14 protein-coding genes are annotated in these 15,131 nt (G+C 70.7%); 3 read left to right on the forward strand and 11 right to left on the reverse strand.

The window, feature by feature from the left end:
- Positions 1 to 17 precede the first annotated feature (17 nt).
- Positions 18 to 1,010 carry a DUF4175 domain-containing protein gene (locus DEJ46_RS25600; RefSeq protein ID WP_150269986.1) on the forward strand — a complete coding sequence of 331 codons (993 nt, stop codon included), beginning with the start codon at positions 18 to 20 and terminating at the stop codon, positions 1,008 to 1,010.
- Here DEJ46_RS25600 and DEJ46_RS25605 read toward each other — a convergent pair.
- The 3 genes from DEJ46_RS25605 to DEJ46_RS25615 form a co-directional block, all read right to left on the reverse strand.
- Positions 1,003 to 1,683 carry a hypothetical protein gene (locus DEJ46_RS25605; protein ID WP_150269989.1) on the reverse strand — a complete coding sequence of 227 codons (681 nt, stop codon included), beginning with the start codon at positions 1,681 to 1,683 and terminating at the stop codon, positions 1,003 to 1,005. The genes DEJ46_RS25600 and DEJ46_RS25605 overlap by 8 nt on opposite strands.
- Before the next feature lie 192 nt (positions 1,684 to 1,875).
- Complete coding sequence (locus DEJ46_RS25610) at positions 1,876 to 2,085, reverse strand: DUF397 domain-containing protein (RefSeq protein ID WP_150269990.1); 210 nt, start codon at positions 2,083 to 2,085, stop codon at positions 1,876 to 1,878.
- On the reverse strand, positions 2,082 to 2,921 hold the full coding sequence (locus tag DEJ46_RS25615; protein WP_150269992.1) for a helix-turn-helix transcriptional regulator: 840 nt from the start codon (positions 2,919 to 2,921) through the stop codon (positions 2,082 to 2,084). Before DEJ46_RS25615 ends, DEJ46_RS25610 begins: the two co-directional genes overlap by 4 nt.
- A gap of 94 nt (positions 2,922 to 3,015) precedes the next feature.
- Here DEJ46_RS25615 and DEJ46_RS39285 point away from each other — a divergent pair, with 94 nt between their 5' ends.
- Positions 3,016 to 3,453 (forward strand): hypothetical protein, encoded by a 438-nt coding sequence (locus tag DEJ46_RS39285; protein WP_190622884.1) that lies wholly within the window; start codon positions 3,016 to 3,018, stop codon positions 3,451 to 3,453.
- A gap of 250 nt (positions 3,454 to 3,703) precedes the next feature.
- On the opposite strand, the gene DEJ46_RS25625 is transcribed toward DEJ46_RS39285, so the two are convergent.
- From DEJ46_RS25625 to DEJ46_RS25655, 7 genes are all read right to left on the reverse strand, one after another.
- Entirely contained in the window at positions 3,704 to 4,924 is a 1,221-nt protein-coding gene (locus DEJ46_RS25625) for an FG-GAP-like repeat-containing protein (protein WP_150269994.1), read from the reverse strand.
- 129 nt (positions 4,925 to 5,053) lie between these two features.
- Entirely contained in the window at positions 5,054 to 6,838 is a 1,785-nt protein-coding gene (locus DEJ46_RS25630; RefSeq protein ID WP_150269996.1) for an IucA/IucC family protein, read from the reverse strand.
- Positions 6,835 to 7,365 (reverse strand): GNAT family N-acetyltransferase, encoded by a 531-nt coding sequence (locus DEJ46_RS25635; protein ID WP_150269998.1) that lies wholly within the window; start codon positions 7,363 to 7,365, stop codon positions 6,835 to 6,837. The genes DEJ46_RS25630 and DEJ46_RS25635 overlap by 4 nt, the downstream gene beginning before the upstream one ends.
- Entirely contained in the window at positions 7,362 to 8,645 is a 1,284-nt protein-coding gene (locus DEJ46_RS25640; RefSeq protein ID WP_150269999.1) for a lysine N(6)-hydroxylase/L-ornithine N(5)-oxygenase family protein, read from the reverse strand. Before DEJ46_RS25640 ends, DEJ46_RS25635 begins: the two co-directional genes overlap by 4 nt.
- Positions 8,632 to 10,071 carry a pyridoxal phosphate-dependent decarboxylase family protein gene (locus DEJ46_RS25645; protein ID WP_150270001.1) on the reverse strand — a complete coding sequence of 480 codons (1,440 nt, stop codon included), beginning with the start codon at positions 10,069 to 10,071 and terminating at the stop codon, positions 8,632 to 8,634. The genes DEJ46_RS25640 and DEJ46_RS25645 overlap by 14 nt, the downstream gene beginning before the upstream one ends.
- 165 nt (positions 10,072 to 10,236) lie before the next feature.
- Complete coding sequence (locus DEJ46_RS25650; RefSeq protein ID WP_150270002.1) at positions 10,237 to 11,085, reverse strand: siderophore-interacting protein; 849 nt, start codon at positions 11,083 to 11,085, stop codon at positions 10,237 to 10,239.
- A gap of 3 nt (positions 11,086 to 11,088) precedes the next feature.
- Entirely contained in the window at positions 11,089 to 12,138 is a 1,050-nt protein-coding gene (locus DEJ46_RS25655) for an ABC transporter substrate-binding protein (protein ID WP_150270004.1), read from the reverse strand.
- Positions 12,139 to 12,353: 215 nt separating this feature from the next.
- On the opposite strand from DEJ46_RS25655, the gene DEJ46_RS25660 reads away from it, so the two are divergent.
- Positions 12,354 to 13,895: a hypothetical protein gene (locus tag DEJ46_RS25660; RefSeq protein ID WP_150270006.1), complete on the forward strand. Its 1,542-nt coding sequence runs from the start codon at positions 12,354 to 12,356 to the stop codon at positions 13,893 to 13,895.
- Positions 13,896 to 13,963: 68 nt separating this feature from the next.
- On the opposite strand, the gene DEJ46_RS25665 is transcribed toward DEJ46_RS25660, so the two are convergent.
- Positions 13,964 to 15,124 carry an acyl-CoA dehydrogenase family protein gene (locus DEJ46_RS25665; RefSeq protein WP_150270007.1) on the reverse strand — a complete coding sequence of 387 codons (1,161 nt, stop codon included), beginning with the start codon at positions 15,122 to 15,124 and terminating at the stop codon, positions 13,964 to 13,966.
- Positions 15,125 to 15,131: the final 7 nt, after the last annotated feature.

The following is a 15,131-nucleotide window of genomic DNA, read 5'->3' on the forward strand; positions in this document are numbered from 1 at the left end:
CTGCGGAGACTGGCGGCATGTCCGTGCCGCCAGGGGAACCGCCCCAGCCAGCGCCTGCGCCGCCGGGGGAACCGCCCCAGCCGGCGCCCGCGCCGCCGAGGGAGCCGTCCCAGCCGGCGCCCGCGCCGCAGAGGTCGACGCTCTTCGACAAGGCGGCCTACATCGTGGCGCCGGGGACCGCTGTCATCGGCCTGCTGTACTACTTCGGCAGCCTGTACGTCGACACCTATTACGCGACCTTCGGCGTGCCGGCGGCCGACCTCCAGCTGTCCGTCCAGTCCTACCTGGCCAAGAGCCCGGACGCGGTCTTCGGCGCGGTGTGGTTCCTGCTGATCTGCGGACTGGTCGTGCTGCTGGTGCTCGGCCGGCTCGGACACACGCTGGCCCGCCCCGGGAAGGAGCTTCGGCGCCGCGCGGTGTGCCGGGTGCTCCTTGTCGTCGGCCTGTTCCTGGCGCTGCTGGGATTTCCGGTCTTCTTCGGACTGCGCATCTGGCTCCCCCTCCCCATGAGCTGGTGGTGGAGACCGTTCGTCCCGCCCTTCCTGGTGGCTCTGGGTGCCACTCTGGCGTTCTTCGCCGTGCGGCAGCGTCTTCAGCGGAGCGAGGACGAGCGGCGTGAGGGGACCGCCGAGCGGATGTGGTCCGCGGGCGGCGCCCTGCTGATCGGGTTGCTGGCCATGAGCCTGTTCTTCGGTGTGAGCCAGTACGTGGCCGCGGGCGCGGCGACCAAGGCCCGGGCGGCCATCGAAGCGGGCAACGAGAAGAGCCTGCCGGTGGTGGTCTATTCGCGCATCCCGGTCGCGCACGACGCGAGGGGCATCACGTACAAGGACCTGGGCACCGCCAAGGCCCCGTACCGGCATCGGTACACCGGATTCCGCCTGCTCGTGAAGTCTCCGGCCCGCTTCTACCTGGTCTCCCATGAAACGCGGGACATGAATCAGTACATGACGGTCGTGCTGCCCGACGACGACACCGTGCGCGTGGCGCTGACCTCGGCCGTCAAGTGACCTCGGACTCGGGCTCGGGCTGGGGCTCGGTCTCGATCGGGGTCGGCTCGGTGGTGGGCTCGGGCTGCTCGGGCGTCTCGGTGGTGGGCTCGGGCTGCTCGGGCGTCTCGGTGGTCGGTGAGGGCTCGGGCGTCTCGGTGGTGGGGGAGGGCTCGTCCCCCACCGCCTCGCCGGAGAAGGGCACGGTGATCGTCTCGCCCTGTGAAGTCTCGACGGTCAGCACTCCGGAGTAGGACCCTGCCTTGTACGGCACGAACCGGAAGTCCAGCTCGCACTCCTCGCCGGGGTCCAGCGTGCCGGTGCAGCTGCCGAGACCCACCGTCGCTTCCCCCATAGCCGGGTCGTCGACGAGCGCCCGTGGAATCGCGAGATTCATGGGCCGGTCGGAGGCGCTGGCGACCTTCACCTCCCCGCCCGCCGATTCGCCCACCTTGGCGGTCGGCACGTCGATCGGGGCGGACTGACCGCCTGCGCCCTTTCCAGGGAACAGCGACCCGATCGTTTCGCCCGAGTCCGAGGCCGCCGACGACTCGTCCGCGGCCCCCGTTGCCTCCACCGTCTCCGTCGGACCGTCCTTCGGCGCGCCTCCGGCCTCGCTCCCGCAGGCCGCCGACGCGGCGAGGGCCACGACCACTGCTGTTCCGGCGAGGCCACGGGCGATTCGAGTCAGCATGGCGTCAGACCTCCGCTCCCGGCCGGTGGACCCCGGCTCGTGGCCAACCTGCCATAGCGACGCTGGGTAGTCGACGAGATGGGTCGGTGACACAGCGTGATCACCTGATCGGAGGGGAGAGCGGTGCGGTCCGGACATGCGGAACGCCCGGCCGGGGAAGCCCTGGCCGGGCGTCTCGCGTGAGTGAGGCGGTCAGGCGGCGCCGAGTCCGCCGTTCCTGACGCCCGCCACGAAGGTGGTGAAGGCGGAGGCGGTGACGTCGAGGACGGCGCCGGTGGGGCGCTTGGAGTCGCGTACGGGGACGGTGCCGCGCGAGGCGACGAGGTTGGTGGCGACCTCGACGCAGTTGCCGCCGTTGTTGCTGTAGGAGGACTTGAACCAGCGGGGGGATTCGGTCGTCACGAGATGCCCTTTCGCGCTTCTTGGATCACGGCCACGGATTCTGCCTGGGAGAGCGATGCGGCCTGAAGCTGATGGTAGGCCGTCAACATGGGCACCACAGACGGCATTTCCCGGTCGAAGTGACCCTGCGTCTGCGACTCGGCGTAGCCCACCACAGCCCGGTCGGCGAGGGTGAGCAGGTTGACGGGCAGGTCGAACGTGCGGCGCTCCCCGATGGCGTAGGGGGCGATCTGGAGCAGCGCATGGGGGCGGTCGGCGAACTCGACGAGCCGTTCCAGTTGGGCGTCCATCACCCTCTGGCCTCCGATGGGCCGCCGGATGCAGCTCTCGTCCATCACCAGGAAGACCATGGGCGGCTGATCCCGCTCCAGCGCTGCTTGACGCGCCGCCAGGAACGCGACGCGCTCGTCGGCCTGGTCGGGGGTGATCGCTCCCCGCTTCACGGCGCTGTTCGCCAGTACCCGCGCGTACTCCGGTGTCTGCAGCAGGCCGGGGACGATCCCGATCTCGAACAGTCTGATCTCGACCGCCCGGCCCTCGTAGCCGACGTACTCCGGAAAGCCCTCCAGCAGCACGCCGTGCCTCAGGTCCCGCCACTCGCGTTCGAGCGACTCCCCGGTCCCGGCGATGCCGAAGACCTGGTCGGCCTTGCGCGAGAACGGCAGGGTCGGCGGTTTGCGGCAGGTTTCCACGGCGGAGATGTGCTGGCTGGTGCACCCCATCGGCCCGGCCAGGTCCTCCTGGGTCCAGCCCCGTTGCTCCCGCAGCCTGCGCAGATGGGCTCCGTAGGCGGCTCGCGGACTGGAATCCGGGCGTAATTCCTTGCGGTTGACCACAACTCATCCTTCGGATCGGGCTAGTTGAAGGCAAGTCGACTGTAGGTCACTCTGGGCACCCCTGGTAGTGGATCCACTACGGAGAGGAGCGGTCGTGCCCGTACACAGTGTCCCCCCGCCCCCGGAACCACCCGCCGCCGGCGCGTTCGTGGCCGATACCGGCAGTGGCGGGTCGCGGCTCGGCAGGGTGTCGCGCTGTCAGGCCGGGCGGGTCTATCTGCGTCCTCCCGGCGGCGGCGCCGAGTGGGGCGTCTCGCCCGAGGACTTGCGCGCGCCCACCGAGGGCGAGTGGTCGACGATCCGGATCCTCACCACGCCCGTACCCGCCACGCTCGTCCTCTCCGCCGACCACGGGCTCCGCCCCCGGCCCGAGCCGGTTCCGGGGTGTGCGTCGTGTGCTCACCTCGTCGAGTGGTTCGACCGGTACATGGGGACGGGGCCGCTCCACGACGAATCCGCCGCCGTGGACTGCGTGGTGGAGATCCGCAACCACCCGCACGACCCGCCGAAGATGCGGATCGAGCGGCCGTGACGAAGGCGCCGGTGGAGGTGCCCGTCATGTGCCGGATCGACCCGCATCCCCTGGGGGAGACCGTCGGGACGGCCCGTTGTCTGGACGGTGGGTGCGCTTGGGAGGCGCAGCCCACCGCCGAGCCGCCGGGCGTGAACGTCGAATGCCTGGCGCACGCCCTCGCGACCGGGCACGACACCTTCGCCGTGACGGTCGAGTACGTCGCCCTGGTGACGGGTGGCGTGGACCGGGCCGTCTTCCCGCCGGTGGGTCAGAAGGCGCCGTTGAGGCCCCACCACTCGCCGTTGTTCAGGGTGCCGGCCGCGAAGGCGCCGGTGCCGAGACCTCGGTAGCCGACCAGCCATCCCGGGTTTCCTCGGGAACCGCCGATGACGAAACCGCTGTTGGTCACGGTCGACAGGTCGGGGCGGCCGTCGCCGGTGGTGTCACCGACCGCGAGGAAGGTGTCCATCGCGTTCCAGCCGCCGGCGCCGATCAGCTTGCGGGCTCCGAGGCCACCGGAGGCGGTGCCGGGGTAGGACCAGAGCTTGCCCGTGGACTTCTCCCGGGCGATCACGTCGACACGGCCGTCACCGTTCGTGTCGCCGGGGCCGACCAGGGCGTTCATGGCGTTCCAGCCGCCGGCGCCGATCAGCTTGCGGGCTCCGAGGGCACCGGAGGCGGTGCCGGGGTAGAGCCAGAGCTTGCCCGTGGACTTCTCGACGGCCAGCACGTCGGCGCGGCCGTCCCGGGACAGGTCGCCGACGCCGGTGATCCGGTCCATGCCGTTCCAGCCGCCCGAGCCGATGAGCTTGCGCGCGCCGAGCCCGCCCGTCCCCGTACCGGGGTACAGCCACAGCTTGCCGGTGGAGCGCTCGCGGGCGACGACGTCCTCGCGAGCGTCGCCCGTGAGGTCCCCGTGGCGCACGAAGGCGTCCATGGCGTTCCAGCCGCCGGCGCCGACCAGCCGGCCCGTGTTGTCGCCCGGCAGGAACCAGAGCCGGCCCACCAGGTCCCGCACGAGGACATCGGCCTTGCGGTCCCGGTTCAGGTCACCGAAGCCGGCCGTCTTGGGGGACGTCTCCGCGTACCACCAGGGGTACGCGGGGTGGCCGCACTCGCGCTCCGTCCGGACGAACTTCAACGAGGCGATCGTGGTCGTACCCCCGGAGGTCCAGGAGCCGTTGACCGCCGGACGCTCCGACCAGTAGCCGTCGTACCCGTTGTAGTCCGGGGACTCGTACAGGCAGGCGTACACGGACGTCCGGTTGATGTACGAGCCGAACCGGGTCCCCAGCGAACCCATCGTGGCCATGTTCGTCTTCGTCTTGAGCATCGACCCCTTCGCGTCCTCCTGCGTCCAGGCACAGAAGTAGCCCGCCGGGCAGTCGGACACGGCCGCCTGGGCGGGCGCGGCCGTGGCGACGGCGACGCTGCCCAGGGTCGCGAGGCCCAGCAGTGATGCCAGGCCGCGCTTGATCATCATGCGCATGTGTTCCCTTTCCGTCAGTGAGACCACCGACCGGCCCAATGGTTGTACGGGAGGGGAGGGCCCGCCGCACGGATGTGAGCCCCGGCGGAGGACCGTACTCCGGCGGGGCTCACATCGGTTTCGGGGGTGTCAGGCGAAGCGCGCGATCGGGTTCACCAGGTCGCCGATCAGCTGGAGGGCCGCCGACGGGTCCGAGAGGTCGACCATCTGCTTGTTGTTGCGCAGCTGGAGGCGGTTGAGGGCGGAGAGGGCGAAGGTCTCCGCGAACATGTCGTACTGGGCGAACTTGTCGGCCAGTTCCGGCTTCGACCGCTCGTACGCCCGGACGCACTCCGCGACCGTCCGCCAGAAGTCGTCCTCGTCCAGCACGCCCTCCGTCGCCAGCGTCGCCGCCATGAAGCGGAAGAAGCAGTCGAAGACGTCCGTGAAGACCGAGAGGAGCTTCATGTCCTCCGGGATCTCGGCGCGGACCCGCTCCACGGCCGGCGGCAGGACCGCCGCCGGGTCCATGACGACGATCTCCTCGGCGATGTCCTTGAAGATCGCGCGGGAGACCGTGCCCTGCTCGTCGAGGACGAGGATCACGTTCTCGCCGTGCGGCATGAACGCCAGGTCGTACGCGTAGAAGCTGTGCAGGATCGGCAGGAGGTAGGCGTCGAGGTAGCGGCGGAGCCACTCCGTCGGAGCCAGGCCCGACTCCTTGATCAACGCGCCGGTGAAGGACGCGCCCGTGTGGTCCACATGGAGGAGGGATGCCATGGTGGCCAGGCGCTCGCCCTTGGCGAGGGTCGGGACCGGGGACTCGCGCCAGAGCGCGGCCAGCATCTTGCGGTAGGGGGAGTAGCGGTCGGTCGCGGCCTCGTACTCCATGTGCCGGTAGCCGACGGCCGCCCGCTCGCGGATGATCGAGAAGTGGGCGGACGTGAAGGTCGCGTCCGACTCGATCAGCTGGTGCAGCCAGTCGTTGATGGCCGGGGTGGCCTCCATGTACGCGGCCGAGAGGCCCCGCATGAAGCCCATGTTGAGGACCGAGAGCGCCGTCTTGACGTAGTGCTTCGTCGGGTCCGTCGTGTTGAAGAAGGTACGGATCGACTGCTGCGCCAGGTACGTGTCGTCGCCCTCGCCCAGGTAGACGAGGCGCTGCTGGGCCACTTCGGCCGCGAAGGTGACGGACAGCTTGTTCCACCACTGCCAGGGGTGCGCCGGCATCAGGAGGTAGTCGGCCGGGTCGAGACCGCGCGCCGTGAGGGTCGCGGCGAAGCCGTCCACCGTCTCGTCGCCCAGCTCGGCGCGGATGAACGTCTCGTACTCGATGTCCGCGCCGGCGGTGAAGGTGGTGCGGTCGCGGCGGGCGGCGAGCCAGATCAGGTGGATGTCGCTCGCGGCCTCGGGGGCGTACGCGCGGAACTCGTCGACGCCGAAGCCGAGCCGGCCGTTGTTGGCGACGAAGCAGGGGTGGCCCTCGGTCATGCCGGTCTCGACAGCCTGGAAGCCGGCCCGGGCCAGTTCCGCGGAGGTGACCCGGGGCTTGGTCGACTTGAAGGCCGTGCCCGCCAGGGTGGAGGAGATCTCCTCCAGGTAGACCGGGAGGATCTCGTCGCTCAGGCCGAGCGAGGAGCGGAGCTCGGTGATGAACCGGAGGGCGTCCAGGGGGAGCTGCTCGTCGCCGCGGTGGCGGCTGATCGACTCGGCGTAGACCTGCCAGTGGTCGAGCGCGAAGCGGTCCGCGGTGAAGCGGTACTCGGTCGTGCCGTCGTCGCTGAGGACCTTGTAGCGGGACTCGCCCAGCTCCTGCGGGTCGAGGAGCCGCTCGTGGGCGAACTCGGCGAGGCCCTTGCGGATCAGCGCGCGGTTGGCGTCGGCCCAGAGCTCGGGGGTGAGGTGGGCGACGGGGTCGGTGGCGTAGGCGGTCATATCGTGGCTCCCACGGCGGCCTCGAACTGGGCGCGGGTGCAGAAGCTGAGCAGCGCCTGCTTCTCCGGCTTCTGGATCTCACGCTCGGGCACGAAGCCGACGACCTCGTTGAGCGCGTGGACGGCCTTGTTGGACACGTCCGGTTCGACGACCACACGGGCGGTCGCCGGGTCGTCGAAAAGCTCGCGCATGACCTCGGTGATCACCCGGCGGGTGAAGCCGTGCACGGGGGTGTCCGTGGGGGCCACGAGGAAGTGCATGCCGACGTCGCCGGGGAGCGGGTCGTACAGCCCGACGAGCTCCAGGTGGGCGGGGTCGTAGCGCTCCATGAGGATCGCGGGCTGCTCGTCGACCAGGCCGATGAAGGCCTGGTGGTGCGGGTTGGCGGCGAAGGCCGTGTACTCGCGCACGACGTCGTCCGGCGTCGCGTCCTGCATCATCCAGAAGGCGGCCTTCGGGTGGGTCACCCAGGCGTGGATCAGCTCCGCGTCCTTGAGGGGATCGAGCGGGCGGAAGCGGATGGTCATGCGGCGAACTCCTGGAAGGCGATGGTCTTCTCTACGGGGTAGTACTCGGAGCCCAGCATCTCCCCGATGATGTACGCGTTGCGATACGCCCCCATGCCCAGGTCGGGCGCGGTGATCGAGTGGGTGTGCACGGCGGCGTTCTGGAGGAAGATCCCCCGGCCGGTCGTGTCGATCGAGTAGTTGCGGGCCACGTCGTAGCGGCCCTGGCCGTCCCAGCGGATGCGGTCGCGGACGGGCTCCAGGAAGGCGGGGGTCGCGTACTTGTACCCGGTGGCGAGGATCAGGCCCTCGGTGTCCAGGGTGAAGTCCTTCTCCTGCTCCTCCTGGCGGAAGCCGAGGGTGTACGTGCCCGTCGACTCCTCGTACGCGGCGGTGTGCAGGGCGGAGTTGGTGAGGAGGCGGGTGGGGACGGGGCCGTTCAGGTTCTTCTGGTAGAGCAGGTCGAAGATGGCGTCGACGAGCTCGCCGTCGATGCCCTTGAAGAGACCCTTCTGCTGGGTCTCCAGGCGGTAGCGGGTCTGCTCGGGGAGCGCGTGGAAGTAGTCCACGTACTCCGGGGAGGTCATCTCCAGGGTGAGCTTGGTGTATTCGAGGGGGAAGAAGCGGGGGGAGCGGGTCACCCAGTTGAGCTTGTAGCCGTGGACGTCGATCTCCGACAGGAGGTCGTAGTAGATCTCCGCCGCGCTCTGGCCACTGCCGACCAGGGTGATCGACTTCTTCTTCTGGAGCGCTTCCTTGTTGGGGAGGTAGCGCGAGTTGTGGATCAGGTCGCCGCCGAGGTTCGCGCAGGTCTCGGGGACGTACGGCGGGGTGCCGGTGCCCAGGACGATGCGGCGGGTGCGGAACGTTTCGCCGGTCTCCGTGGTGACCTCGTACACCTGGGCGGTCTCGTCGAAGGTCACGGAGGCGACGGTCGTCGACCAGCGGACCGAGGTGACCTTCGCGGCGGCCCAGCGGCAGTAGTCGTTGTACTCGGTCCGCAGCGGGTAGAAGTTCTCGCGGATGTAGAACGAGTAGAGCCGGCCCTTCTCCTTCAGGTAGTTGAGGAAGGAGTACGGGGACGTCGGGTCGGCCATCGTGACGAGGTCCGACATGAACGGCGTCTGGAGGTGGGCGCCTTCGAGGAACATGCCCGAGTGCCACTCGAAGTCCGGCTTGGACTCGAGGAAGAGGCCGTTCAGGTGGTCGATGGGCTCGGTCAGGCAGGCGAGTCCGAGGTTGAACGGACCGAGCCCGATGCCGATGAAGTCGTACGTCTCGGTCGTCTCAGGCGTGGACAAGGGTCTCTCCCAGGTACTGCTCGGCGTGGCCGGCGATCAGGTCGAGGACGGCGGCGATGTCGGCCGCGGTCGTCTCGGGGTTGAGCAGGGTGAACTTGAGGTACTGGCGGCCGTCGACCTTGGTGCCGGCGACGACGGCCTCGCCGGAGGCGAAGAGGGCCTTGCGGGCGTAGAGGTTGGCCCGGTCGATCTCGGCGGGGGAGGTGACGGCCTCGGGGACGTAGCGGTAGACGAGGGTGGAGAGCTGCGGCTCGACCACGACGTCGTAGCGCGGGTCGGCGGCGAGCAGCCCGTGGCCCTCGCGGGCGAGGTCGCAGACCTCGTCGAAGAGCTCGCCGACGCCGTCGGCGCCCATCACGCGCAGGGTCATCCAGAGCTTGAGCGCGTCGAAGCGGCGGGTCGTCTGGAGCGACTTGTCCACCTGGTTCGGGATCTGCTCGGCGACCGTGCGAAGCGGGTTGAGGTAGTCCGCGTGGTACGTCGCGTGGCGGAGGGTGGCGCCGTCGCGGACCAGGAGGGCGGAGGAACTCACCGGCTGGAAGAAGGACTTGTGGTAGTCGACCGTGACCGAGTCGGCCCGCTCGATGCCGTCCAGGAGGTGGCGGCGGGTGCGGGAGGCGAGCAGTCCGCAGCCGTAGGCCGCGTCGACGTGCATCCAGGCGCCGTACTCCTCGGCGAGGGCGGCGACCTCGGGCAGCGGGTCGATGGAGCCGAAGTCGGTGGTGCCGGCGGTGGCGACGATCGCCATCGGGACGAGGCCCTCGGCGCGGCAGGCCTCCAGCTCGGCGGCGAGGACGACGGACTGCATGCGCTTGTTCCGGTCGACCGGGATGGAGATGACGGCGTCGGCGCCGAGGCCGAGGAGGGTGGCCGACTTCTGGACGCTGAAGTGGCTGCACTCGGACGAGAAGATCCGCAGCTTCGCCAGGTCGCTGGTCTTGGCCTCCTCGCGGGCCAGGAGCATGGCCTGGAGGTTGGACTGCGTGCCGCCGCTGGTGAACACCCCGTCCGCGGCGGGGCCGAGGCCGATCCGGCCGGTGGTCCAGTCGATCAGCTTCCGCTCGATCAGGGTGCCGCCCGCGCTCTGGTCCCAGGTGTCGAGCGAGGAGTTGACGGCCGAGAGGACGGCCTCGCCGAGGACGGCCGGGATGACGACCGGGCAGTTCAGGTGGCCCAGGTAGCGCGGGTGGTGGAAGTAGACGGCGTCGCGGAGGTAGACGTCCTCCAGCTCGTCGAGGGCCGCGGAGGCGTCGCCGAGCGGCCGGTCGAGGTCGACGGCGTCGATGACGGGGGCCAGCTCGGCGGGGGTGACACCGGTGAACGGGCGCTGCGTCGCGGCGAGTTTGGCCGCCACCCGCTCGACTCCTTCGGTGACGGAGCGCCGGTAGCTCTCCGCCGTGGCGTCGTTGAGCAGGTGGGAGCGCATGTGGGGGCCCTTTCGGGAGGAACGCCGGGGGATGCTTCGGGACGCGCCGGAAGGCGCTGCAAAAGTAAGGTTAGCCTAACCTAATTTTGCAGCGCAATGGCCCCCCAACCCAGCAGGGTCGGGAGGCCATTGGGGAAAGCGGGGAAAGCGGGGAAAGGGGCGTGCTTACGCGTCTTCCTGCGTCTCGTCCGGCACCTCGCGCAGGGCGTCCTCGGACAGACCCTTGCGCCAGTAGCCGACGAACGTCACCCGGCGGCGGTCGAGTTCGCGCTCGCGCACGAAGTGGCGGCGCAGCGCCTTCACCGCACCGGACTCGCCCGCGATCCACACGTACGGAGCCTCGCCGGGCAGTTCGGCGCCGCGCACCGCGTCCACGGCCGAGGGTGCCCCCTCCTCCCGTACGAGCCAGGTGACCGTGGCGTCGGCCTCGGTCGCGAGGTCCATGCGGTCGCCGGAGTACGGCACTTCGAGGAACACCTGCGCGCGGGTCTCGGCCGGCAGCCACTCCAGGATCGCCGAGGCGGCCGGCAGGGCCGTCTCGTCCGCCCAGATCAGCACGGAGTCGGCGTCCTCGGGGAGCTGGAAGCGGACGCCCGTGTTCGCGGCGACCGCCGGGCCGAGGACGACCACCCGGTCACCGGGCTTGGCTCGGCCGGCCCAGCGGCAGGCGGGCCCACCGTCCTCGTGGACCGCGAAGTCGATGTCCATCTCGTCCGGATCCGTGCGCTGTTCGCGGACCGTGTACGAGCGCATCACGGCCCGCTCGTCGTCCGGCATCGCCCGCCAGGCGCCCAGGATCGCGTACATGTCCGGGTCGTCGAGCGGCGGCAGGACGGGTGCCTCCTGGCCGGGGTGCGGCAGGAAGAGGGAGAGCGACTGGTCGCGGCCCCCGGAGGCGAACCTCTTCAGGTCCTCGCCGGTGAAGGTGACGCGGACCAGCGACGGGCCGAGCCGCCGGGTCCGGTCGACCTGGAGGGAGAAGAACTGGAACGGGGCGGTCTCGGCGGTCGTCATGGGTCAGGACACCTTCTTCGCGTTCTCCAGGGCCTTCGCCAGGTCCTCCAGGAGCGGGGCGCACTTGGCGTAGGAGTAGACGGGCTCGGTCACGCGAGGGACGACCTGGCCGGCCTTGACGGCGGGCAGCGCGCCCCAGGTCGGCTTGGTCTTCAGCTGCTCCGGCTGAAGGGTGCCGGTGCGGTTGTCGAGCATGATGACGTCGGCCTTGTACTTGTCGACGTTCTCCCAGCTGAGGCCCTCGAACCAGCCGCCCTGGTCCAGCTTGGTCGGGACGACCAGGTTGACGCCCAGCTCCTTGAAGAAGAGCGTGTCGGTCGGGCGGACCGGGGTGGAGACGTAGAACAGGTCGGGGGAGCCGGAGCCGATCAGGACCTTGATGTCCTTCTTGCCCTTGGCGGCCTTGCGGACGCGCTCGGCGGCGGCCTCGAAGCGGGCCTTGTCCGCCTTGATCTGCGCGGTCCGGACGTCGGCGCCGAGCGAGGCGGCCAGGTCGGCGTGGCGCTGGAGGACGGCCGGCATCGACAGGTCCGAGGCCCACAGGGCGACGCTCGGGGCGATCTTGAGGATCTTGTCCTTCTGCTCCGCCGGGACGTACCAGAGGTCGTTCTTCTCCCACATGTCCGTGATGAGGACCTCGGGGTTGAGTTTGAGGTACTCCTCGATCTTGAACTCGCCCCAGACGTTGCCGATGACCGCGACCTTGTTGATGTCGAGGTCTCCCGCCTGGACGTCCGGCTTCCGCGCCTTGGTCTTCGGGTCCTCGACGTAGGTCGGGCCGAAGACGCCGACGACCTCGACGCCGAAGTCGTGCAGGGCGGCGGCGGTGCCGGTGAAGGCGACGATCCGCTTCGGGGTGGACTTCGCCTTCACGGTCAGGCCGCGGTCGTCCTTGAACTCCCAAGGGCCGGACTTCGCCGAGGCGGAGAGAGCGGCGCCGTCCTTCTTCTTCTCGCCGCCGCAGGCGACGAGTGCGGCGCCGAGCCCGAGAGCACCGCCCGCGGCCAGCAGGCCGCGACGGGTGAGATGGGTGGCGCGGGGAGTGCTGGGCATGGCGGAGTCGCTTTCGGTACGAGCCGGGAACGGCACGGGGGCGGCCGGAGCCGGCCGGTGAAGTCGAAGATAGGTTAGCCTAACCTCACGATTTACCGACAGGGTGGATCTCCCCCCGACAGGTGTGAGGCTCGCTACTCCTGACGAGGCGAAGGGTGCGGCCCGCGCGGCGCGCCGCCCGCCCCGGGCCGGTCGCCGACAGCAGTGTGGACGGGATGGCCACCGTCGACACGACCGCGAACTCCTCGGACCAGCCCGTCCCCCGCCCGTCCACCGCGGCCGGTACGCCACCGGGATCGCCGCGTTGGCCGGCCGGGCTCGCCGTGGTCTTCACCCTTGCCCAACTGGTGCTGGTCGTCCCGGGGTCGGGCCTCGGCTGGGACGAGGCGGTGTACGTCAGCCAGGTCGGCGGCAATGCCCCCGCGGCCTTCTTCAGCGCCCCCCGCGCCCGGGGCGTCTCGTACCTCGTCGCCCCGGTGGCCGCCGTCACCGACTCCACGACCGCGATCCGCGTCTACCTCGCCCTGCTGTCCGGGGCCGCCCTCTGGGGAGCGCTCCGGGCCTGGCGCGGGATCCTGCCCCCGTCGGTGGCGACGGCGGGGGGCGCGCTGTTCGCGGGGCTGTGGGTCACGCTGTTCTACGGCCCGCGGGTGATGCCCAACCTGTGGTGCGCGTTCGGCGCGCTGGCCGCGGCGGGGTTGTTCCTGCGGTTCGCCGGCGACGGCCACCGCCGCGAGGGCGTGGGCGCGGGCGGGCGCGCCTCGCTCGTGGGGCTCGGGCTCACCGCGGCCGGGGTCACCCTCTTCAGGCCCGGCGACGGACTCTGGCTCGTCCTGCCGCTCGGCGCGGCGGCGTTGCTGGTGCCCCTCTGGCGGCGGCGCGCCGTCCCGCTCGTCGCCGTGCTCGCCGGAGCGTTCGCGCTCGGGGCGCTGCCGTGGATCGTCGAGGCGTACACGCACTACGGCGGCCTCGCCGCGCGGCTGCGGCGCGCCGGGGAGATCCAGGGTTCCCTGGGCTGGTACCTGTCCGTGGACGACCACGTGCGTGCGCTCGTCGGCCGCACCCTGTGCCGGCCCTGCGACGTGCCCTGGGACCACCCGTTCACCGCGGTGTGGTGGTTCCTGCTGCCGCCGGCCGTCGCCGCCGGCCTCGTCGCCGCCTTCCGGGCCGGGCGGGGAGCCCCGGCCCTGCTCGCCACAGTGACCGCGGTCGCGCTGGCCGCCCCGTACCTCTTCACCGTCGGCTACGCGGCCCCCCGCTTCCTGCTCCCCGCGTACGCCCTGCTGGCCGTGCCCGTCGGCGAGTGCGCGGTGGCCCTGTTCGCCTCGGTGCGCTCCGCGCGGCGGCGGCGGGCGGCCACCGCCCTGCTCGTGGTCGCCCTGCTCGGACACCTCGCGGTGCAGTACGCCGTGCTCGGCCGGGCCGTCTCCAACAGCCGCTCCATGCGCGACCAGTTCACCACCGTCGCGACCGCGCTGCACCGACTCGGCGTGCGGCCCCCCTGCCTCGTCACCGGCCGGGAGTACGTACCGATCGGCTACTACGCGGGCTGTTCCTCCCGCCAGCCGAGCGGACACGACGAGAGCATCACCCCGGACGGCATCGCCGAGGCCGCCCGTCGGATGCCGGTGGCCGTCGTCGTGCCCGCCGGCGCCGCACCGCCCTCCTACGCCCGCGGCTGGCGCTCCGTGCGGCTGCCGTCGACAGGGAGCTGGGCGCGTCACGACGCGTACCTCTCGCCTCCTTTGCGGCGGTGACCGACACGGCCGTGCCCGCCGCCCCCGGGGAGGGGGTGGCGGGCACGGTCACGCGGGCACGTCGCGGGTCAGGCCGGGAGGCCCAACTCGCGGGCGATCAGCATCCGCTGGACCTCGCTCGTGCCCTCGCCGATCTCCAGGATCTTCGAGTCGCGCCACATGCGGGCCACCGGGTACTCGTTCATGAAGCCGTAGCCGCCGTGGATCTGGGTGGCGTCCCGGGCGTTGTCGACGGCCACGGTCGAGGAGTACAGCTTGGCGATGGCCGCCTCCTTCTTGAAGGACTCGCCGAGGACCAGGCGCGAGGCCGCGTCCCGCCAGCCGATCCGGGACATGTGAGCCTTCGTCTCCATGTCGGCGATCTTGAACTGGATGGCCTGGTTGTCGGCGATCGGCCGGCCGAAGGCGTGGCGCTCGTGCGCGTACTTCACCGACTCGTCCACACAGCCCTGCGCGAGACCGGTCGCGAGCGCCGCGATGGCGACCCGGCCCTCGTCCAGGATCCGCAGGAACTGCGCGTAGCCGCGGCCCTCTTCGCCCAGCAGGTTCTCCACCGGGACGCGGACGTCGTCGAAGGAGAGCTCCCGGGTGTCCGAGGCGTTCCAGCCGACCTTCGAGTACGGGGCGGCGACCGTGAAGCCCGGCGTGCCGGACGGGACGATGATCGAGGAGATCAGCGGGCGGCCGTCGGGCTTGCGGCCGGTGACCGCCGTGACCGTCACCAGACCCGTGATGTCCGTACCGGAGTTGGTGATGAAGCACTTCGAGCCGTTGATGACCCAGTGGTCGCCGTCGCGGACGGCGGTCGTGCGGGTGCCGCCGGCGTCCGAGCCCGCACCGGGCTCGGTGAGGCCGAAGGCGCCGAGGACCTCGCCGGAGCAGAGCTTCGGCAGCCACTCCCGCTTCTGCTCCTCCGTGCCGAAGCGGAAGACCGGCATCGCGCCGAGGGAGACGCCCGCCTCCAGCGTGATGGCGACGGAGGAGTCGACCCGGGCCAGCTCCTCCAGGGCGATGCCGAGGGCGAGGTAGTCGCCGCCCATGCCGCCGTACTCCTCCGGGAAGGGGAGGCCGAACAGGCCCATGCGGCCCATCTCGCGGACGATCTCGTACGGGAACTCGTGCCGCTCGTAGTAGTCGCCGATCTTCGGGGCGACGACGTCGTGCGCGAAGGCCTCGACGGTGCGGCGGAGTTCCTCGTGCTCTTCGGTGAGCCGGTGGTCGAGGGACATGGGTTTC

Origin of the sequence: Streptomyces venezuelae, from assembly GCF_008642375.1 — a bacterium.
GTDB classification, from domain to species: domain Bacteria; phylum Actinomycetota; class Actinomycetes; order Streptomycetales; family Streptomycetaceae; genus Streptomyces; species Streptomyces venezuelae_G.

What these genes read in the sequence shown, in the direction of transcription:
- DEJ46_RS25600 (WP_150269986.1), top strand. Translation starts at nt 18, where the DNA reads ATGTCCGTGCCGCCAGGGGAACCGCCCCAGCCAGCGCCTGCGCCGCCG.
- DEJ46_RS25605 (WP_150269989.1), bottom strand. Translation starts at nt 1,683, where the DNA reads ATGCTGACTCGAATCGCCCGTGGCCTCGCCGGAACAGCAGTGGTCGTG.
- DEJ46_RS25625 (WP_150269994.1), bottom strand. Translation starts at nt 4,924, where the DNA reads ATGCGCATGATGATCAAGCGCGGCCTGGCATCACTGCTGGGCCTCGCG.
- DEJ46_RS25630 (WP_150269996.1), bottom strand. Translation starts at nt 6,838, where the DNA reads ATGACCGCCTACGCCACCGACCCCGTCGCCCACCTCACCCCCGAGCTC.
- DEJ46_RS25635 (WP_150269998.1), bottom strand. Translation starts at nt 7,365, where the DNA reads ATGACCATCCGCTTCCGCCCGCTCGATCCCCTCAAGGACGCGGAGCTG.
- DEJ46_RS25645 (WP_150270001.1), bottom strand. Translation starts at nt 10,071, where the DNA reads ATGCGCTCCCACCTGCTCAACGACGCCACGGCGGAGAGCTACCGGCGC.
- DEJ46_RS25650 (WP_150270002.1), bottom strand. Translation starts at nt 11,085, where the DNA reads ATGACGACCGCCGAGACCGCCCCGTTCCAGTTCTTCTCCCTCCAGGTC.
- DEJ46_RS25655 (WP_150270004.1), bottom strand. Translation starts at nt 12,138, where the DNA reads ATGCCCAGCACTCCCCGCGCCACCCATCTCACCCGTCGCGGCCTGCTG.
- DEJ46_RS25660 (WP_150270006.1), top strand. Translation starts at nt 12,354, where the DNA reads ATGGCCACCGTCGACACGACCGCGAACTCCTCGGACCAGCCCGTCCCC.
- DEJ46_RS25665 (WP_150270007.1), bottom strand. Translation starts at nt 15,124, where the DNA reads ATGTCCCTCGACCACCGGCTCACCGAAGAGCACGAGGAACTCCGCCGC.